Origin of the sequence: Faecalibacterium butyricigenerans, assembly GCF_020687345.1 — a bacterium.
Taxonomy (GTDB): Bacteria; Bacillota; Clostridia; order Oscillospirales; family Ruminococcaceae; genus Faecalibacterium; species Faecalibacterium butyricigenerans.
The window spans coordinates 1-18,321 of sequence record NZ_JAJEQL010000019.1; the positions used below are offsets into that span (position 1 = coordinate 1).

The following is an 18,321-nucleotide window of genomic DNA, read 5'->3' on the forward strand; positions in this document are numbered from 1 at the left end:
ATGTTTTGTCAGAGCGGGCCGTCCCGTTTTGTCCTATTTTGATGTCACAGGATGCACCGGCTGATGGCGCGGGCCACGGCCAGAAGCTCCTCCTGCCCGATGAAGCCGAACTTCATCTCGTGCTCGTCGGCGTAGCAGACCGTCAGCTCCGAGGTCTGCAGCGGGTCGCCGAAGCCGGCGGTCTGGATGCCGAAATGGACGATCCTCCGGTAGGGCAGGACGAAGATCTCCTGCCGGGTGCCGGTGACGCCCTGCATATCTACGATAAAGATGCGGTGGCTCGTGAAAACGGCCTGATCGCGCACCGTCTTGTATGCGCCCACGATGCTCTCGCCGTCCAGCAGGAGCGCCTGCACATTCTTGCAGATCTCCTTCTCCTTGATGCGCATAAGGTTCTGCATCGGCTTTTCCCGAAATTCCATACAGCGTCTCCCCTTCCTTTATCCTTTATAATAGGGTATTCTGGGCTAAGTATAGCATTTCTACCCTTCCGCTTCAAGTCGTTCTCGCCTTTTGGGCCGGGTTGTGCTATACTGAGAGCTGATTTAGAGTTTCAACCTCTCCGTCATCGCTGGCGCGATGCCACCTCCCCTATCGAGGGGAGGCTTTGGCAGTACGTAAAGCCTAATCTCTTCGCCAGAGGCTTCCCTCGGTAGGGGCAACAACGACGACCGCCGCCAATGGCGGAAACAGGGAGTCGCTGTTGGGGCAGCGGCCAGCAAGACGCAAACGAAGTGCTGCGGATGCTGGGTGCCGCAACCCGGCCTTGTCGAGCGAATGCGAGACTGAGAGGTTATTTCCTTAGAAAAGAGGTTTATCATATGGAGATCATCGTTCATCAGGCCATTCTCCACGTTCTGGACACCACGCTGGACGCACCTGTCCTCAGCGGCAGCTGCATGGAGATGACCGCCGAAAAGACAGCCTATTTACAGTACCACATCGAAAAACTGCTGGCCAGCGACGACATCCGCCAGTGCCGCCCCCTTCCGGACTCGGCTTTCCGGTACGAGCTGGAGCAGAACAAGGACTTTATCGACCTGTCCTGCCGCATCGCAGGTGTCCTGTTCGACTATATGCACGCCCACACCACCATCCCCGGGGCCGACCTCGCCGTGGTGGACTTCACCCGGGACGGTCAGCCGTGGCTCGCCGTCCTCAAACTGAACTACAAAAACGGCTACACCCACTACACCGAGAGCGTGGACGGTGCGCCTGTCAACTCCATCATCCAGCAGCGGGCCTGCCTGCCCACCCAGAGCGGCAAGGTGGAAGAGGGCGCACTGGTGGACCTGACCGACTACTCCATGAAGCTGCTGGAAAAGAAATTCGACATCGACGGCCACAAGGAGTTCTATCTCTCTACCGTCGTTTTCCAGTACACCACCGCCGAGCCGGAGAAGAAAAAGCTACAGGCCATTCAGGATGCCGCCGTGCAGGCCGTGCAGGAAAACTATCAGGACGAGCCCCATGTCGAGGCGCAGGTGGCCATGCTCATCGCCAATCAGGCCGCCGACAACGACAACAAGGTGACGGTAGAACAGGTGCGCCAGCAGCTGGCTGAGGAATATCCGCTGGCCGCCGTCCCCTTCGACGACTATGTGGAAAAGAGCGACATCCTCGAGCCGGCGCAGGCCCAGCAGCCCGTCACCGTCTCGCCCTCCCGCATCCGCCGGATGGAGAGCCGCAGCATCCACACCGCCAGCGGCATCGAGGTGAAGATCCCCACCGAGATTCTCTCCGAGGACTCGGCGGTGGAGTTCCTCCACGCCGAGGACGGCAGCATCTCCCTGCTCATCAAGAACGTCATCCTGTAACAGAAAGGAGTCCCCCTCATGGACCTCGCCCTTATCACCGCCCAGCAGGTGGCGGAGCTTTTCATCCTCATGGGTCTGGGTGCCCTCGGTGCCAAGACCGGCCTGCTGCGCCCTGAAGGCAAGCAGACCCTCTCGAATCTGCTGGTCAACCTCGTCGTGCCCGCTATGATCATCAACTCCTACCGGATGGACTTCAGCCCCGAGATCCTCCGCAATCTTCTGGCTGCCTTCGCCCTGAGCACCCTGTCCAGCCTGCTGGGCCTTGTCATCACCCTGCTGTTCACGGCCCGCAGCAAGGACAGCCGGACCCCCATCTTCCGGTTCGCCTGCATCTTCTCCAATGCAGGCTACATGGGCCTTCCCCTCATCTCGGCGTTATTTGGTTCCGAGGGCCTGCTTTACGCCAGCGCCTACTTTACCATCTTCAATCTTCTGCTCTGGACGCTGGGCTACAGCATCGTCAGCGGCAGCTCTGACCCCAAAAAGGTAGCCGGAAGTCTGCTGCGCTGCCCGGCCATCTACGCCATCGTCGTGGGCCTTGTCCTCTACCTCTTCCAGATCCCGCTGCCCACTCTCATCACCCAGCCGATGGAGCTTCTGGGCGACATGAACACCCCTCTCTCCATGCTCATCACCGGAATGCTCATCGCCTCGGGCGACCTGCGCCGCATCCTCACCGACAAGCACATCTGGGAGCTTACCGTCGTCAGGATGTTCTTTATCCCGGTGCTGACCATCGCGGCCTTTGCCGCGCTGGGCCTCTTCCGCTATGGCATGGCCACGCAGGTGGTGCTGCTGCTGGAATGCTGCCCCGCCGCCGCCATTACCTCGGTGTTCGCCGTCCAGTTCCGCCACGATGAGCAGTTCGCCGCCGGCAGCGTCGTGCTGACCACCCTGCTGAGCATCCTGTTCCTGCCGCTGTGTGCGCTTGCACTTACGATGTTCTGATTTCCTCTCAGGCGCTTCGCGCCAGATTCCCCTTTTTGTCGCTTGCGCGACATCTTCCCCCGGCCGGGGGAAATCTTTCCTCAAAGGAGTAGAAACCATGTCCGATATTACCATCCGCAACGCCGCCTTAGCCGATGCGCCCCGCATTCTGGAGATCTATGCCTACTACGTCGAGCACACGGTCATCACCTTCGAGTACGATGTGCCGTCGCTGGCCGAGTTCGAGGGTCGGATGCGGGACGTCATGCAGAAGTACCCCTACCTCGTCATCGAGCGGGACGGCCGCATCGAGGGCTACGCCTACGCCCACGCTTTCGTGGGCCGCGCGGCCTACGACTGGGCCGCTGAGCTGACCATCTACCTCGACCACGATGCCCGGCACGGCGGACTTGGCCGTACCCTCTACGAGGCGCTGGCTGACCGGCTCAAGGGGATGGGCGTCCTGAACCTCTACGCCCGCATCGGCTACCCGCAGAAAGAGGACGAATACCTCACAAAAAACAGTGCCCAGTTCCACGCCCATCTTGGCTTCACCCTCGCAGGCACCTTCCACAACTGCGGCTACAAGTTCGGCCGCTGGTACGATATGATCTGTATGGAGAAGATCATCGGCGAGCACAAGCCCGACCAGCCGGATGTCGTGCCGTATCCGTATTGACCCCAAACCAAAAAGCAGGTGCATCCAATCGGGTGCACCTGCTTTTTGCTTTATTTGTTCTCCATCTGCTCCTTATGGTATTGCAGCGTATACAGCTGATAATACCGGCCATGGGCGGCGAGAAGCTGTTGATGGGTGCCCTGCTCGAGTATTTTGCCGTGAGACAGGACGATGATGTTGTCCGCGTGCTGGATGGTGGAGAGGCGGTGGGCCACGATGAGCATAGTACCCACGCTCCGCATCTTTTCGAGGGAGTCCTGAATGAGCAGCTCCGTCTCGGTGTCGATGTTGGCGGTAGCCTCGTCCAGTATCATAACGCTGGGCTTATGGAGGATGGTGCGGGCAAAGCTGAGCAGCTGGCGCTGGCCCGCCGAGAAGTTGTTGCCCCGCTCCCGCACCTCCTCGTCAAGGCCGTGCTCCAGCTTGTCGATGAAGTGGTCAGCGTTGACGTACCGGCAGACCTTCATGATCTCGTCGTCGGAGATATTCTCTTCCCGCAGGACGATGTTGCTGCGGATGGTGCCCGAGAAGAGGAACACATCCTGCAGCATCTGGCCGAAGTGGCGGCGGAGGGAGGAGATCTTGATCTTCCGGATGTCGATGCCGTCGATCAAAATTTCGCCCTTCTGGAACTCGTAATTGCGGCAGATGAGGGAGAGGATGGTGCTCTTTCCCGAACCGGTGGAGCCGACGAAGGCCACCGTCTGGCGCGGCTCGACATGGAAGGAGACGCCCTGCAGCACCCACTCGCCGGGGACGTAGCTGAACCAGACGTCGCGGAACTCGATGTCCCCCTTCACCTCGTCCAGTTCGATGGCATCGGGGGCGTCGGTCATCTGGGGCTGGATGTCCATGATGGAAAAGACTTTCTCCGAGGACGCCAGCGCCGACTGCAGCCAGTTGAACTGCTCGGCGAGGTTCTGGATGGGGGTGAAGAACTTGGAGATGTACATATAAAAGGTGACGATGGTGCCGCTGGAAATGGTCTGCCCGAGGAAAGAAACATGGTCCAGATGGCCCATGCCGCCCAGATAGAACAGGCAAAGGATGGAGCTGATGTACAGCATATACACCAGCGGGCGGAAGACGCCGAAGACGAAGATCTGCTCCTGCGTGGCCTTGGCGAGGGTCTGACTCTTCTGGCGGAACTCCTCCATCTTCTCGTCCTCGCGGCCAAAGATCTGGGTGACCTTGATGCCCGAGAGGTTCTCGGAAAGATAGGTATTGATGTCGGTGGTGGCATCCTTCACCTTGCGGTAGGCACGGCGGGAGAACTTGCGGAAGATGACCGTGAAGAGGAGGATGAAGGGCACGAAGCAGAGCACCATCAAGGTCAGGGCGTAGTTCAGACAGAGCATCGCCGCCAGAATGCCCAAAATGACGAAGGCGTTCTTGGTCAGGTTGACCAAGAGGTTGGTGAACATCATGGAGATGGCGTTGGTGTCGTTGGTCACACGAGTGACCAGCTTGCCCACCGGGATGTCGTTCAGCTGGCCATGGGAAAGGGATTCGATGTGGGTAAAGAGGTCTTCGCGCAGGTCGGAGATGATGCGCTGGCCCACCCTTTGCAGGATGACCGCCTGCAAATAGGTGCTGCCCATCGAAAAGACCAGCACGCCCCCATAGACGGCCACGCTGACGTAGAGGCTCCGGAGCGCGAAATCGCCCCCCACAAGCTCTTCGATATAGCCCACGATGAGGGGCGAGGCGATGTCATAGGCGATGGAGAAGAGGACGAGAAAGCCCACCACGATGAACTGGTTCCGATAGGGCTTGGCGTAGCCGAAGAGGCGGCGCAGGATCTCGCCGTCGGCCATGCTGCGCTCAAAGCCCATGGAGGTCTTCTTATCCTTGATGCAGGCGTAGGCGATGAGCAGCAGCACCGACACGGTGCCGATGACGCCCCCCACCAGAAGAAGCGGATTCAGACTCATCATGCGTTGCCACCTCCCACTTCGTCCTCAAGCTTCTGCAGATCGACCATCCTGCGGTACTCCGGGCAGGAGGCATAGAGCTGGTCGTGGGGGCCGACGGCCTCCACTCTGCCGTCCTCGAGGAAGACGATCTTGTCCAGTCCTTCCACCGTCGAAATGCGGTGGGCGATGAGCAGGGTGGTCTTTCCGGCCCGGCTCTTTTTCAGGTTGTCCAGAATGATCTTCTCCGTCCGGGTGTCCACCGCAGAGACGGAGTCATCAAGGATCAGGATGGGCGCGTCCTTCAGCAGGGCACGGGCGATGGAGATGCGCTGCTTCTGGCCGCCCGAGACGGTGACGCCGCGCTCGCCGAGAACGGTCTCATAGCCGTCCTTGAAATCCACGATGTTGTCCCGGACGTCAGCGAGACGGGCCGCCCGCTCGATGTCCTCCGGAGAGGCTTCGTCCACACCGAAGGCGATGTTGTGGGCGATGGTGTCCGAGAAGAGGAAGTTGTCCTGCGGGACATAGGCGCAGGCCTGTCGCACCGAGCGGATGGAAACGCGGTTGACGTCCTTCCCATCCACAAAGAGGGTGCCGTCGGGCACATTGTAGGTGCGGAGAAGCAGGTCCACCAGCGCCGTCTTGCCTGCGCCGGTCTTGCCCACGATGCCCACGCTCTCGCCGGGGGCGACGGTGAAGGAGATGTCCTTCAGCACATCGAACTCACCATCGGGGTAGCGGAAGGTCAGGCCGCGGAACTCGATGCCTCCCTTGGGGGATTCGAGGTCGGGCACACCGTCCCGGTCGGCCACATCAATGGGGGCGTCCAGCAGCTCGGTGATGCGGTTGAGGGAGGCCTTGCCGCGGGAGGTCTTCTCGATGAGCATCGAGATGGCCATAATGGGCCAGACGATGGCCTCGAAGTAACCGATGTACTCCACCAGCTGGCCCGCGTTGAAATTGCCCTTGTAGACGAGGAAGCCACCGTAGCCAAGGATGACGCAGACCACCGACTCCACGAAGAACGTCACCAATACTTCAAGTAACACCGAGATACGGGTATACTCCACGTTGACTCCTTCGTTTTCTTTATTGAGCTTCCGGAAGGCGATCAGCTCCTTCAGCTCCTTGACGAAGGCCTTGATGACCGCAATGCCGGAGAAATTCTCCTGCGCAAAGTCGGACAGAGCCGAGAACGCCTGCTGGCGCTTCTCCCACGTTCTGGTCATGGTCTTGCCCATTACCGTTCCGATGGCGAACATGAACGCCGCCGGGATGAGGGCCAGTAAGGTCAGGCGGGTGTCCATCCGCCACATTTTATAAAGGGCCAGCAGGCCCAGCACCAGCGCGTCGAAAAACATCAGGATGCCATCGCCGAAGCACTCCTGAATGGTGTCGAGGTCGTTGGTGTAGAGGCTCATGAGGTTGCCGACCTTATTCACCTGATAATATTGCTGCGACAGGCGGCGGCTGTGGTCGAACATCCGCTCCCGCAGGTCGGCCTGCACCCGGATGCTGGTGCCGAAAAAGCAGATGCGCCACAGAAAGCGCCCCACCACCATGAACAGCACGATCCAGATCATGGGCAGGCAGATGTGCTGGAAGAGCACCTCTCGGGTAAAGGGCATCGTTTCGCCCTTCACCACCACCTGCCCGAGGTTGACGCCGTTGATGACCAGCCGGTAGAGCTGGGGCACCAGCAGCTGGATGTAATCCACCATCAGCAGCGACAGGATGCCCAGCAGCAGCGTGGGCGCGTGGCGCAGGTAATAGCGGTTGATGTACTTGCCGAAGATCACTGTTTTTCCCTCCTTTTCCCAGAGCACAGAGGCGAGCCGACGCCCACGGGCAGAACTCCCGCAGGCGGTCAGCCCGCCTCTGTTTGTTGCACGACAGCCCCAGTATACGGCCCGGGACACAGAGTTGTCAACATCTGCTGCCGGAAATGTTGAAAAAAGCCATCGTCGTGCATCACTGCACAAACGATGGCTTCATGTTGGAGCGGCCGACGAGGCTCGAACTCGCTACCTCCACCTTGGCAAGGTGGCGCTCTACCAGATGAGCTACGGCCGCAGATCCATTGTGGCGTGCCGGGCGTTCCCGGCGACGTCGATTATTATACCGCAGTTTTTTGCCCTTGTCAACCATAAATTTGCATTTTTCGAAAAAAGAGCCGTTGCCGTCCCCCTGCCGCGCGCAAAACTGCGCCGTCATTCAAGTTTGTCCGGGCTGACGCGAAGAAAATTTAATTGCTTTCCTATTTTAAAGCCGTTATAATTAAGGTTGTCAAATCGTTGCTGAACTTTCGCGCCTGCTGCTTCGGGCCGCACCGGGGATCAGGCGTGTTTTCATGCATGGGAATATGTCGTCAGAAAAAGGAGCAAACGCAATGTACAAGATCACGGAAAAGGTGGCGCTCAACCCCACCGTTACAAAGATGGTCATTGAAGCCCCCCTCATTGCCAAAAAGGCAAAGCCGGGCCAGTTTATCATTGTGCGCCCGCTCGAGGACAGCGAGCGCATCCCCCTCACCGTCGCAGGCTACGACCGGGAGAAGGGCACCGTGGACATCATCTTCCAGATCGTCGGTGGTACCACGATGGAGCTGAACAGCCTTGAGGTGGGCCAGAGCGTCCACGATTTCGTCGGCCCGCTGGGCCGCGCCACCGAGACCGAGGGCCTGAAGAAGGTCTGCGTCGTCGGCGGCGGCGTGGGCTGCGCCATCGCTCTGCCCATCGCCCGGGAGCTGCACGAGCAGGGCTGCGTCGTCCACAGCGTCGTGGGCTTCCGCAGCAAGGATCTGCTCATCCTCGAGGATGAGTTCAAAGCTTGCAGCGATGAGCTGCGCATCATGACCGATGACGGCAGCTACGGCACCAAGGGCGTTGTCACCGCCGCCCTCGATGAGCTGGTAGCCGCTGGCAACCAGTACGACCTCGTCATCACCATCGGCCCTCTCATCATGATGAAGTTCGTGGTCAAGACCTGCCAGAAGCACGGCCTCAAGAGCATCGTCTCCATGAACCCCATCATGATCGACGGCACCGGCATGTGCGGCGGCTGCCGCCTGACCGTGGGCGGCGAGACCAAGTTTGCCTGCGTGGACGGCCCCGACTTCGACGGCGACCTCGTGGATTTCGACGAGGCCATGGCCCGCGGCACCATGTACCGCCCCTTTGAGGCCAAGGCCCGCGAAAAGGCCTGCAACCTGTTCAAGACTCAGGAGGGAATGTAAGATGGCTTTCAATATGGACCCCAAAAAGTGCCCCATGCCCACTCAGGACCCCAACGTCCGCAACAAGAATTTTGAGGAAGTTGCTTTGGGCTACACCGCCGAAATGGCCGTGAACGAGGCCAAGCGCTGCATCCACTGCAAGAATAAGCCCTGCCAGACCGGCTGCCCCGTCGGCATCGACATCCCCGAGTTCATCGGCCATGTGGCCGAGGGCGACTTCGAGGCCGCCTATCAGGTCATCAACCGCTCCTCCTCCCTGCCCGCCGTCTGCGGCCGCGTCTGCCCGCAGGAGAGCCAGTGCGAGGGCAAGTGCACCCGCGGCATCAAGAATGAGCCGGTCGGCATCGGCCGTCTGGAGCGCTTCGTGGCCGACTGGCACCGCGAGAACGTCCACACTGCTCCCATCGTGCCTGCACCCAACGGCCACAAGGTCGCCATCATCGGCGCAGGCCCTGCCGGCCTGACCGCTGCCGGTGATCTGGCCAAGCTGGGCTACAAGGTCACGGTCTACGAGGCTCTGCACGTGGCTGGCGGCGTGCTGATGTACGGCATCCCCGAGTTCCGTCTGCCCAAGGCCATCGTCCAGCAGGAGATCGACGGCCTCCGGAAGATGGGCGTCGATTTCGAGTGCAACATGGTCATCGGCAAGGTGCTGACCATCGACGAGCTGATGGGCGAGTACGGCTACGAGGCCGTCTTCGTGGGTTCCGGTGCCGGTCTGCCCCGCTTCATGGGCATCCCCGGCGAGAGCCTGAAGGGCGTCTACTCCGCCAACGAGTTCCTCACCCGCTCCAACCTGATGAAGGCCTATCTCCCCACCAGCAAGACCCCCATCCGCACCGGTAAAAAGGTGGCGGTCGTGGGCGGCGGCAATGTGGCAATGGACGCTGCCCGCAGCGCCCTCCGTTTGGGTGCTGAAACGGTCTACATCGTCTACCGCCGCGGCATGGCCGAGCTGCCTGCCCGTAAGGAGGAGGTCGAGCACGCCGAGGAGGAGGGCATCATCTTCAAGACCCTCTGCAATCCCGTGGAGATCCTGCCCGGCGAGGACGGCTTCGTCAGGGCCATCACCTGCATCGAGATGGAGCTGGGTGAGCCGGATGCCTCCGGCCGCCGCCGCCCCATCGAGAAGAAGGGCAGCGAGTTCACCATGGACGTGGACACCGTCATCATGAGTCTGGGCACCAGCCCCAATCCTCTCATCCGCTCCACCACGCCGGGCCTCGAGACCAACCGGCACGGCTGCATCGTCACCGAGGGCGACGAGGGCAAGACCAGCCGCGAGGGCGTGTATGCCGGCGGCGACGCTGTCACCGGCGCAGCCACCGTCATCAAGGCCATGGGCGCAGGCAAGGCTGCCGCCAAGGCCATCGATGAGTACATCCGGAATAAGTAATTTCAGATAACCAAAAAGCAGGGCATCCCGCCGGGATGCCCTGCTTTTTATTGATAAAATTTCGCTGCCTCGCTGTTTTCCAGCGTCAGCAGGCGCATCTTCTTTTCCACCCCGCCTGCATAGCCGGTCAGGCTGCCGCCGCTGCCCACCACCCGGTGGCAGGGCACGATGAGGGAGACGGGGTTGTGCCCCACAGCGCCGCCCACCGCCTGTGCCGAGACGCGCTTTCCGCTTTGCTCGGCCAGCTGTCCCGCCAGCGCGCCGTAGGTCGTGGTCTGGCCGTAAGGGATCTTCCGCAGCAGCGCCCACACCGCCTGCCGGAAGTCCGAGCCGACGAGATGGAGCTTCGGCGTGAAGTCCGGCTCCCGACCCGAAAAATAGACATCCAGCCAGCGGCAGGCGGCGTCCAGCGCCGGTGTCATCTTCTCCTCATGCTCCGGAGCAAGTTTTGCCGCAAAGTATTTCTGCGTCTCGAACCACAGCCCGGTCAGGCCCTCTTCGTCCGCTGCCAGCAGGATCCCCCCCAGCGGCGAATCATAGTGCATCGTGTACATCATCGCAGCTTACCCTGCCTTCTTTCGTTTCGCGGGCGCGTGATCTTTCAGGCCCGGCACCGCGCCGCCTGCCGCTGCCCAGAGATAGAGGCTCGCCACGCTGCAATAGGGGCTGAACCGGCGGCGGTACTTTTCGAACAGCTTCCGCTCGATTTTCCGGTGATGGTACACCATCCGCAGGCCCCGCTGGATCGCAAGGTCGTCGTAGCTGAACACGTTGGGCCGCTGCATACAGAAGAGCAGTATCATCTCCGCCGTCCAGACGCCGACCCCCTTCAGACCTCTTAGCTCCCGGATTGCCTCGTCATCGGGCTTTTCCCAGATGCCGTCAAGGTCAAATTCCCCGCTCTCGATCTTCCGGGCAAAGTCGATAATGTACTCAGCTTTACGGAAGGTCATGCCGAAGCTCTGCATTTTCTCCACACCTGCCCCGAGGACGGCGGCAGCATCCACCGTCCCCAGCTCGTCCCGCATCCGCTTCCAGATGGTGGCCTGTGCCTTGGTGGAGATCTGCTGGCCGACGATGTGGTGTACCACCGCTGAAAAGAGGTCGGCATCCACCTCCCGCTCAATGTGCCCCACCTGCGCAATGACCGCCGCCATCCGCTCGTCCCTGCGGCTCAGGTATCCCGTCTCTGCTTCGCCGTATTGGAAATGCATATGGACGCCCCCTTCGTGCTACAACTTTTTGTTTGAGTTTCAGTTGTCGATTTGATTATAGCAGAAAATGAGCGTATCCGCAACACAAAAACCGCCCGCTGCACAGAGTTATGCCGTACAGCGAGCGGGTCATCTTTTCCGCGGGGAGGAATGGGATGTGGTGCAAATATAGAGAAAATCAGCCGAAAATACAGCTCCCCGCATGAGAGACCTGAGATCAAGCGCCGTGCGTGGCGCGGGTACGCTTTTCGGCCAGCGTCCTGAGCAGGACACTCACCACAGCAAAACCGATGGCCATACCGAAGATAGCGCGGATGGTAGAGAGGAAATAGAGCTTGGCATTGAGCATATCGCCCGAGAAGACATAGAGCATCGTGTAGTAGAGGCTGCCACCGGGAATCATGGGCACGGTGGCGGGCATCTGGAGCACGACGGTAGGGACCTTGATGCGCCGGGCCAGAACTGCGGCCATTAGGCTGCAAAACATGGCCGACGCCATATTGCCTGCGAAGTCCCCGGCCAGCGCGTTCACAGCCAGATAGACGGCCCACGACAAGCCAGCATTGAGGGCGATGAGCACCATGTACTTTTTGCGCACACCGAAGACAATGGAGAAGCCGAGGCCTCCCAGCGCACCAGCTAATATCTGCCCCATCACAGCACCCCCTCTGCAAGGACGGTCGCAAGCAGGAAGCCGCCCGCAATGCTGGCCGCAATGAGCAGGGATTCCACAAACCGGAACAGACCTGTGATGCTCTCGCCCAGCAGCATATCCCGCATCGCGTAGGTAATGGGGATGCCGGGAATGGTCAGCATGATGCATCCGATGAGAATTTTGTCCAGATGGACACCGATGCCCACCCGGACGAGGATACAGCCCAGAAAGCCCGTCACGATGGAACAGACCAGATAAAACAGCAGCTGGTTCTCCTTTTTGTAGATGCCTTTCCGATCCATCCAGTTGATGAAACAGGCGAGGATGATCGTCGCCGGGACATCGGCCAGTCTGCCGCCGAAGAAGACAGTGAAGCTTCCCGCCGCCAGCATCGCGCCGATGTAGCTGATCCACGCCGCCTCCGGCTTCGGGTACTTGATGGCCTCTATACGGGAAATGATGTCCTGCGGCGGAGGGCAGGTGGCGCAAATTTCGCGGGAGAGGGCATTCAACTGTTCTACCCGGTCGAGGTTGGTGGCATAGCCTCCGGCGATGCGCCGGGCCTTGACGATCTCGTCGCCGTCCGGCGTGCGTGCCGTGACCTCAATAAGGGAGGTAATAGTAAACACACCCACCTTATGCATCCCATAGGCGTGGAGGATGCGGGTGATGGTGTCCTCCACCCGCGTCACCTCGCCGCCTGCTAGAAGCAGGGCTTTTCCCATATCAAGGCTGGCATCGACCAGCTGTTCTTCCGGTGTTCTCATCTTGCGTACTCTTTCGTGTGTTACTTGTTGTGGCTGTTCCTATCAGCTATTATAAACATTCATATCCACCTTGTCCAGTTGACGAGCGATGAGCGCAGGTGTTGCCCAGAGGCAGGGTGAAGCCATAGATGTTCTCGGGGACACCCAGCTTCTCGCCGGCAACCTTGATGGGCAGAGTGGCGGCAGAAGAAGTGGTGGTGACAGCAACGATCATATACCCCAATAAGCAGCAAGAGCTCGTTTCTCGGCTGGAGGAACTGGCAGACGTACAGGTCGGAAACGACTGCTCAAATTTGATGTCACTTGGCCAACTTGAAATAGGATGATGTCACAAGCCACATTTTGATGTCATGATGTCACAAAATCCCCGGAAAGTTTCGATTTCTCGTTACTTTCCGGGGCTTTCAAATTATTCTCCGATAATAAACCGTGCTACCATTTCCCTGCACATCCAGCAGGTGCTTTTTGCCGCAGGTGATGTCATTTTTTCAAGCTTCATCATTTTTCATTCGTAGGCACGTTTTATTTTCTCATATTCCATTATTCGAGCTCGGTAAGTTCGAATTCTTACTAAACAAATTTGTTTAGTAAGGCTATTCTTGAATGTTCACTTTTTCATGAGATTGCTGTGCTAGATGTGGCTTTCTGATTTTTTAGTATCAGGATAGTATCACACAACCAACGGGATCTCTGTGAGTATTATAACGTATTTACGTTCAGGATGCAACTGTCTTTTAAAACCACTGCTGTATTCAAAACGGTCATCCTTACGATGCCCTATACTGCTTTTCATCATAATATTTTTTCATGCCTTCAAGAAGACCTTCTAAAAACAGTACTGTTTGCTCTTTAATATTCCACAGTTCATCAATGCTATAGTCTCTGCCACATTCAGCAAAAGATAGTGTTCCGTGCGCTAAATCGTTACGTTTTTCCTTCACCGTTCCAAGAACTGTCCCTCCATGGCTTCCTTCCTTGGCTCTAAAGTGTATACCATGCTCACTACAGACATTTCGAATTTGTTGCGCGTCTAGGTTTCCACTAATATCTGTCGCCTTTCTATCCAACTCAATTATTTCCCCTGTAAGTATTGAATTCACGATTTCAAGCGCTTTTCCTTTATACGAATTATAATGTGCTTGCTGGTCATACACTTGCCTAAATTTATAAGAAAACCAAATATCTTTTATTTCGCTACATACCCCAGCATACGTCAATCCTTCCTGCCTCACTCTGTCATATATTTCAAGAATTCCTCCCATAACGGTAGATTCAACCAAATTATAAATCATCAAGAGCGTATTTGCCTTAAGGATTTTAATGAAATTATCATTATAATAATGCTGTGCATTCTCTGTTCTTTGAAATGATTCACTATCCAATTCTTTAAGAGCCTCGAAATAAAGGTTTATTTCTTCAACACGTTCATTGAACATATCATAAATAGCTTGCATTATTCCATACCTGTAAGAAGCATTTTTTTGACATAGAGAATTCTTCCGCTTACTCTCGCTGGCGAATTACTTGCATGTGTTGTTGTGTGAATTTTAAATTCTTTAGAATCAAGCCATTTCATTGATGCCGGTTGTAATTCAGGATTTTCACGCAATGCTAATGCCACTCCAACAGCAATTGCTTCAAAACGCACCCGGGGCGTAGATTTTGCGTTAGCTGATTTTGCAAATCCATATGGAAAATATTTTTTTACAAATTTCATTGTCCTGTCAAATTCTTCTTTCATTTTATCCTTTTCGAAGGAATCTTTCACATCCTCAATATATTTGTCCAAAAAAGTATCTACTCTATGTGTAAACTGCTCGTAACGATTTAAAAAGGCAAAAAACCTAATAACAAGTTCCAATTGTTCATATCTCTTGCTCATAGTTTCGCTGATAGGACATACTTCCTTAAATACCGGATCTTTCGTGCATTCCATTAGGAAATCCATAAATGGTCCTCTAAAGCTTCCTCTACGAATTTCACTTGGATTTGCTTCTCTTCCAGTGGTATTTATTCTATTAAATATCTCCTGTCGAATTTCCAACGTAGTATCATCGGATAAAACGATTATTCTCATATTCGTCTTATCATATTTTTTTCGAAAATACGCCGGCACATCTTCGTATGAAAAACCGTTGAGTGATGTCAGCTTCTTTAAACCACCTAGAACCAAATCTCCTGACATAAACTCTTCCATGGCCTGAGTCCTTTGGGCACCATCAATTATCTCGCATCTTCCATCTTCCGTATCCGAAAAAAACATCAATGGGATAGGAAGTCCTAGCAGTATAGATTCAATAAATCTATTTTTATCTTCCTCATTCCAAATATATTGTCTTTGGTACTCATCTGGTATATAAAACTCATCATTTCTAAATTGCTGGATCAAGAAGTCTATCGTATAGTCTCTCGTATTGTAATCAATTTCTTTTCTTAACGAACGAATTTGTTCTTCAGCTGCCACTTTCTTCTCATCGTCAATCGCTTGTTTATGAGTCGACATCATATTACACCTCTCTCACTCAAATGATTCATAATGCTCAAGCCAATAGCACGCCCAAGCTCTACCGGAACTGCATTTCCAATATGCACACCAATACTTCGATTTGTCTCTGGATGATCTGGATCCAAAAATTGATAATCACTTGGAAAAGACTGTAATAGTGCACCTTCTCTCATTGAAAGTGCTCTATTCTGTTCCGGATGTCCAAACCTACCATTTCCATAACCATAGTACTGTGTTGTAATTGTAGGCGATGGCTTATCCCATTCCATTCTTCCATATACTGCTCTATAGCTTTTCCCAGAGTCTTTCTTATGGCAAGGGAGTTTCAGCTCATCATCCCAATCTTCCCATGTTCCCCCTGGTTTTGACTGTACTATTCTCCGTTTATTCATTTTTGACAATTTACTTGCTCTATGAAGCGGGTCTTTCTCATCTACACCACCATCTTCCAAATATGGTAAATTTTCGATTGCATCTCTGACTGTCCGGTAATTCGTTTCATTATATTGACGATCAATCAACTTTATCTTTCCGTATTTTGATGCTAGTAGTACCAATCTTTTTCGATTTTGAGGAACGCCAAAGTCTGCGCAATTTACTATCTCCCATGTTAAATAGTACTTTAAATGACGTAGTTCCTCCAAAAAATCGGAAAAGACTTTTTCATGCGACAACTGCGGAACATTTTCCATTGAAACAACTTCTGGTTGAACCTCTTTAATGAGATTTGAGAAATAATATAATAGTTTCCATTTCTCGTCTTTTCTTCCGTGCTTATTATATCTTAATGAATATGTTGAAAAAGGCTGGCAAGGAGCACACCCCACCAATATTTTAACTGTAGTATTAGGAGGATAATAACCTTCTAATTCATTTCCTGTTAACTGAGTTATATCTTTCAAAACAAACTTGGCAGTGTTATTTTTTTCATAAGCATATTTGCATGAATTTTCAACATCAAAACCAGCAACAACAGGAACTCCTGCTAATTGCAGTCCATGAGTCAACCCACCAACTCCACAAAACAAATCTATTGCCGATATCGGCATAATGCACCTTCCTCTCTAAAAACAGCACTGCCGATGCTTAATCCAGCTTTATTTGGCGTCAAATTCAATTCTTAAACTCGGATCACTCTCCGCTTCAAGAACAATCTTGTTATATCGAACGATGATTTCTGAAAGAGTTGAATTGCGCTTTGTTTCATCAAAAAGGCTATGTTCGTATATATTCGACGATAAAAATTGCTGAACATCCCATACTTCCACACGGCCAGCCAATCCAGCATCCTCTGCCAAATTCAAAGCTGTATGAACTCGCTCAAAAATCGTTATAATTACCGGGTGGCATCCTGCTCGCAAATTAGTTTTACACTTTTCTATCAACAGCGCTCCCGGCATAGTCGTACAATGCACAATTGTATTGTGAATTACGAAATCACCATTTCTGTCTGTCGGTGCATCAGCTACAGAAGCTCCATGGATTTCAAATGAGCCCTCCGGCATAACCATACACAATTTAGCTGCCACCAAATGTTGCAGCACCGTTCCAAGGTACTGCGTTCCGGGGTTTTGTCTCTGTCGCTTCTTTGCCTGTTCAAATAATTCATCTAAATTTGCACCAATTGTCTTTGATGCATCCGCTGTTAATATAAATGGCTGATTTCTAAAATATTCTCGAATCTGCTCTGCCCAAAATTCTTCTACGGCAGCGAGATCAACGGCTTCTTCTTTATGCCACTCATTGAGGAAGTCAACATATTTTATCATAAGACCCATGCTGCCTCTGCTTGTTCTTCCTCCCTCTGCAGACAACTGTTGTGTAATCCCATGTTCTTTCAAGATTTTCTTTAAATTTGCCCCACCAAGTCCAGCTACCTGCCCTTTACTGCTTGTCTGAAAATCATCAGAATTTAACGGAAATTCTTTATCCCGAACAAGACGAGTAAACTGTATTACAAGTGACAGTGATCCCTTCGTGGCAATATTATTTTGTGTTTGAAATTCTCTCAATCTATCTTCTGCACTTTTCATTGATATACTGCCTCCGCAATCTTAGCTAAAAACCGCTTTCCCAAAAATTCAGCAACCGGTTTTGCCACTGCATCCCCCATCGCCTTATATCCATCGTTTTGGCTTCCCGGTAATTTAAAGCTATCTGGTGCTCCCATAAGACGTGCCGTTTCACGTACTGTTAACAGTCTAGCATGTGCTGTTCCATCTTTTTTTACCACCAAATATTGCTTACTGCTTCCACCTTCTGGTGTTCGAAGACATCCCGCAATTCCATCAAATCGAAGTTCCAGTTGTTGTTTTCCATTGCGAGTGCGCCTATATCCAGTAGCATACACTGTATCTAACATATCAAGTTTTTGTTGATGCCTTGGAGGCACTAATCTTAGCGCTTCATCTTTATCGAATTGAGTTTGTTCTTCCACAACATCTTTAAGCGTCATTTTTCTTCGAGCGGGTTTCTCTGTATACCACCAAATCCAGTCCGGAAGATTTTTCCCAAGCTTTACCGCCACTTTATTATGAAGCCAGCAAGGTTCATTCCGAACTATTTCTTCCGGAATCTCGCATTCCTTTTGAACCGCTATGACAAAAACCCTCGGTCTTGATTGCGGCACAAAATGAGATGCATTTAATACGATTGCTCCACAACGGTATCCACGCTCCACTAATGACATATGGAGAGCCCTATAATTGTCTCCACCATTAGTTGACAGCAATCCTAGAACATTCTCCAACAGTAAAATTTTGGGCTTATTAGGCATTTCATCTAAAACACGTAGCCATTCCCATACCAATCCACTACGTGATGCATGAATTCCACCTAAAGATCCTGCTAAAGACAAATCTTGGCACGGAAAGCTTGCCCACGAGAGATTCGCAAATGGAAGATTTTTCCCATTTATATTTTTTATATCATCAAGTTTAAAATAACCATCACCAAAATTCTCTTTGTATACGGCTGCCTTCTGTTCACTAATATCATTAGCCCAAATCGGTTTGAACATACCTTTCAAACCATATGCTACCAATCCACTCCCCGCAAAGAATTCGTGCATTGTCCAAGGAGCATTTGATAAATCCACAAGGTTATTTTGAAAGCAGGAGCTCTGATTCATTTTCCTTCCTCCTGTTATCGTTCGTACAGCATGCTGTAATAGTTAAACTCTCTCAGTATTGATTATATTATTTTTTATT

At 53.6% G+C, this 18,321-nt stretch carries 19 protein-coding genes and 1 tRNA gene; 6 read left to right on the forward strand and 14 right to left on the reverse strand.

Annotated features, from left to right (window positions below; translation table 11 throughout):
* Positions 1–44: 44 nt before the first annotated feature.
* Positions 45–422 carry a PH domain-containing protein gene (locus LKD23_RS08285; protein WP_227621235.1) on the reverse strand — a complete coding sequence of 126 codons (378 nt, stop codon included), beginning with the start codon at positions 420–422 and terminating at the stop codon, positions 45–47.
* 399 nt (positions 423–821) lie between these two features.
* On the opposite strand from LKD23_RS08285, the gene LKD23_RS08290 reads away from it, so the two are divergent.
* The 3 genes from LKD23_RS08290 (at position 822) to LKD23_RS08300 (ending at position 3,423) form a co-directional block, all read left to right on the forward strand.
* Complete coding sequence (locus tag LKD23_RS08290) at positions 822–1,817, forward strand: nucleoid-associated protein (RefSeq protein ID WP_227621236.1); 996 nt, start codon at positions 822–824, stop codon at positions 1,815–1,817.
* A gap of 18 nt (positions 1,818–1,835) precedes the next feature.
* A complete protein-coding gene (locus tag LKD23_RS08295; protein ID WP_227621237.1) occupies positions 1,836–2,765 on the forward strand; it encodes an AEC family transporter in 930 nt (309 codons plus the stop codon).
* Positions 2,766–2,862: 97 nt separating this feature from the next.
* On the forward strand, positions 2,863–3,423 hold the full coding sequence (locus tag LKD23_RS08300) for a GNAT family N-acetyltransferase (RefSeq protein ID WP_227621238.1): 561 nt from the start codon (positions 2,863–2,865) through the stop codon (positions 3,421–3,423).
* Between the two features lie 50 nt (positions 3,424–3,473).
* Here the strand turns inward: LKD23_RS08300 and LKD23_RS08305 are convergent, their stop codons facing one another.
* The 3 genes from LKD23_RS08305 to LKD23_RS08315 form a co-directional block, all read right to left on the reverse strand.
* Positions 3,474–5,360, reverse strand: a complete 1,887-nt coding sequence (locus LKD23_RS08305) for an ABC transporter ATP-binding protein (RefSeq protein WP_227621239.1) — start codon at positions 5,358–5,360, stop codon at positions 3,474–3,476.
* Positions 5,357–7,138 carry an ABC transporter ATP-binding protein gene (locus LKD23_RS08310; RefSeq protein ID WP_227621240.1) on the reverse strand — a complete coding sequence of 594 codons (1,782 nt, stop codon included), beginning with the start codon at positions 7,136–7,138 and terminating at the stop codon, positions 5,357–5,359. The genes LKD23_RS08305 and LKD23_RS08310 overlap by 4 nt, the downstream gene beginning before the upstream one ends.
* 198 nt (positions 7,139–7,336) lie before the next feature.
* Positions 7,337–7,412, reverse strand: a tRNA-Gly gene (locus tag LKD23_RS08315).
* On the opposite strand from LKD23_RS08315, the gene LKD23_RS08320 reads away from it, so the two are divergent.
* From LKD23_RS08320 to gltA, 3 genes are all read left to right on the forward strand, one after another.
* Entirely contained in the window at positions 7,398–7,616 is a 219-nt protein-coding gene (locus tag LKD23_RS08320; RefSeq protein WP_227621241.1) for a hypothetical protein, read from the forward strand. The genes LKD23_RS08315 and LKD23_RS08320 overlap by 15 nt on opposite strands.
* 112 nt (positions 7,617–7,728) lie before the next feature.
* A complete protein-coding gene (locus LKD23_RS08325) occupies positions 7,729–8,574 on the forward strand; it encodes a sulfide/dihydroorotate dehydrogenase-like FAD/NAD-binding protein (RefSeq protein WP_227621242.1) in 846 nt (281 codons plus the stop codon).
* A 1-nt stretch (position 8,575) separates the two neighbouring features.
* Positions 8,576–9,970, forward strand: a complete 1,395-nt coding sequence (gene gltA / locus LKD23_RS08330) for an NADPH-dependent glutamate synthase (RefSeq protein WP_227621243.1) — start codon at positions 8,576–8,578, stop codon at positions 9,968–9,970.
* A gap of 47 nt (positions 9,971–10,017) precedes the next feature.
* On the opposite strand, the gene LKD23_RS08335 is transcribed toward gltA, so the two are convergent.
* The 10 genes from LKD23_RS08335 to LKD23_RS08380 form a co-directional block, all read right to left on the reverse strand.
* Positions 10,018–10,527, reverse strand: a complete 510-nt coding sequence (locus LKD23_RS08335; RefSeq protein ID WP_227621244.1) for a methylated-DNA--[protein]-cysteine S-methyltransferase — start codon at positions 10,525–10,527, stop codon at positions 10,018–10,020.
* A 6-nt stretch (positions 10,528–10,533) separates the two neighbouring features.
* Positions 10,534–11,184, reverse strand: a complete 651-nt coding sequence (locus LKD23_RS08340) for a DNA-3-methyladenine glycosylase family protein (protein ID WP_227621245.1) — start codon at positions 11,182–11,184, stop codon at positions 10,534–10,536.
* A 217-nt stretch (positions 11,185–11,401) separates the two neighbouring features.
* Complete coding sequence (locus LKD23_RS08345) at positions 11,402–11,839, reverse strand: threonine/serine exporter family protein (RefSeq protein WP_227621246.1); 438 nt, start codon at positions 11,837–11,839, stop codon at positions 11,402–11,404.
* Complete coding sequence (locus tag LKD23_RS08350; RefSeq protein ID WP_227621247.1) at positions 11,839–12,606, reverse strand: threonine/serine exporter family protein; 768 nt, start codon at positions 12,604–12,606, stop codon at positions 11,839–11,841. The genes LKD23_RS08345 and LKD23_RS08350 overlap by 1 nt, the downstream gene beginning before the upstream one ends.
* A 49-nt stretch (positions 12,607–12,655) precedes the next feature.
* Complete coding sequence (locus LKD23_RS08355; RefSeq protein ID WP_227621248.1) at positions 12,656–12,820, reverse strand: cation:dicarboxylate symporter family transporter; 165 nt, start codon at positions 12,818–12,820, stop codon at positions 12,656–12,658.
* Between the two features lie 553 nt (positions 12,821–13,373).
* Complete coding sequence (locus tag LKD23_RS08360) at positions 13,374–14,060, reverse strand: MAE_28990/MAE_18760 family HEPN-like nuclease (protein ID WP_227611276.1); 687 nt, start codon at positions 14,058–14,060, stop codon at positions 13,374–13,376.
* Positions 14,060–15,112, reverse strand: coding sequence for a DUF262 domain-containing protein (locus tag LKD23_RS08365; protein WP_227611275.1), 1,053 nt, complete (start codon positions 15,110–15,112; stop codon positions 14,060–14,062). Before LKD23_RS08365 ends, LKD23_RS08360 begins: the two co-directional genes overlap by 1 nt.
* On the reverse strand, positions 15,109–16,161 hold the full coding sequence (locus LKD23_RS08370; RefSeq protein WP_227611274.1) for a DNA cytosine methyltransferase: 1,053 nt from the start codon (positions 16,159–16,161) through the stop codon (positions 15,109–15,111). Before LKD23_RS08370 ends, LKD23_RS08365 begins: the two co-directional genes overlap by 4 nt.
* A 48-nt stretch (positions 16,162–16,209) precedes the next feature.
* Positions 16,210–17,145 carry a DUF4928 family protein gene (locus LKD23_RS08375; RefSeq protein WP_227621249.1) on the reverse strand — a complete coding sequence of 312 codons (936 nt, stop codon included), beginning with the start codon at positions 17,143–17,145 and terminating at the stop codon, positions 16,210–16,212.
* A complete protein-coding gene (locus LKD23_RS08380; protein WP_227611272.1) occupies positions 17,142–18,242 on the reverse strand; it encodes a DNA cytosine methyltransferase in 1,101 nt (366 codons plus the stop codon). Before LKD23_RS08380 ends, LKD23_RS08375 begins: the two co-directional genes overlap by 4 nt.
* Positions 18,243–18,321: the final 79 nt, after the last annotated feature.

Excerpts from the sequence above, each read along its gene's own strand:
- LKD23_RS08285 (WP_227621235.1), bottom strand. The coding sequence starts at position 422 with ATGGAATTTCGGGAAAAGCCGATGCAGAACCTTATGCGCATCAAGGAG.
- LKD23_RS08290 (WP_227621236.1), top strand. The coding sequence starts at position 822 with ATGGAGATCATCGTTCATCAGGCCATTCTCCACGTTCTGGACACCACG.
- LKD23_RS08295 (WP_227621237.1), top strand. The coding sequence starts at position 1,836 with ATGGACCTCGCCCTTATCACCGCCCAGCAGGTGGCGGAGCTTTTCATC.
- LKD23_RS08300 (WP_227621238.1), top strand. The coding sequence starts at position 2,863 with ATGTCCGATATTACCATCCGCAACGCCGCCTTAGCCGATGCGCCCCGC.
- LKD23_RS08305 (WP_227621239.1), bottom strand. The coding sequence starts at position 5,360 with ATGATGAGTCTGAATCCGCTTCTTCTGGTGGGGGGCGTCATCGGCACC.
- LKD23_RS08320 (WP_227621241.1), top strand. The coding sequence starts at position 7,398 with ATGAGCTACGGCCGCAGATCCATTGTGGCGTGCCGGGCGTTCCCGGCG.
- LKD23_RS08325 (WP_227621242.1), top strand. The coding sequence starts at position 7,729 with ATGTACAAGATCACGGAAAAGGTGGCGCTCAACCCCACCGTTACAAAG.
- gltA (WP_227621243.1), top strand. The coding sequence starts at position 8,576 with ATGGCTTTCAATATGGACCCCAAAAAGTGCCCCATGCCCACTCAGGAC.
- LKD23_RS08335 (WP_227621244.1), bottom strand. The coding sequence starts at position 10,527 with ATGATGTACACGATGCACTATGATTCGCCGCTGGGGGGGATCCTGCTG.
- LKD23_RS08340 (WP_227621245.1), bottom strand. The coding sequence starts at position 11,184 with ATGCATTTCCAATACGGCGAAGCAGAGACGGGATACCTGAGCCGCAGG.
- LKD23_RS08345 (WP_227621246.1), bottom strand. The coding sequence starts at position 11,839 with ATGGGGCAGATATTAGCTGGTGCGCTGGGAGGCCTCGGCTTCTCCATT.
- LKD23_RS08350 (WP_227621247.1), bottom strand. The coding sequence starts at position 12,606 with ATGAGAACACCGGAAGAACAGCTGGTCGATGCCAGCCTTGATATGGGA.
- LKD23_RS08355 (WP_227621248.1), bottom strand. The coding sequence starts at position 12,820 with ATGATCGTTGCTGTCACCACCACTTCTTCTGCCGCCACTCTGCCCATC.
- LKD23_RS08360 (WP_227611276.1), bottom strand. The coding sequence starts at position 14,060 with ATGCAAGCTATTTATGATATGTTCAATGAACGTGTTGAAGAAATAAAC.
- LKD23_RS08365 (WP_227611275.1), bottom strand. The coding sequence starts at position 15,112 with ATGATGTCGACTCATAAACAAGCGATTGACGATGAGAAGAAAGTGGCA.
- LKD23_RS08370 (WP_227611274.1), bottom strand. The coding sequence starts at position 16,161 with ATGCCGATATCGGCAATAGATTTGTTTTGTGGAGTTGGTGGGTTGACT.
- LKD23_RS08375 (WP_227621249.1), bottom strand. The coding sequence starts at position 17,145 with ATGAAAAGTGCAGAAGATAGATTGAGAGAATTTCAAACACAAAATAAT.
- LKD23_RS08380 (WP_227611272.1), bottom strand. The coding sequence starts at position 18,242 with ATGAATCAGAGCTCCTGCTTTCAAAATAACCTTGTGGATTTATCAAAT.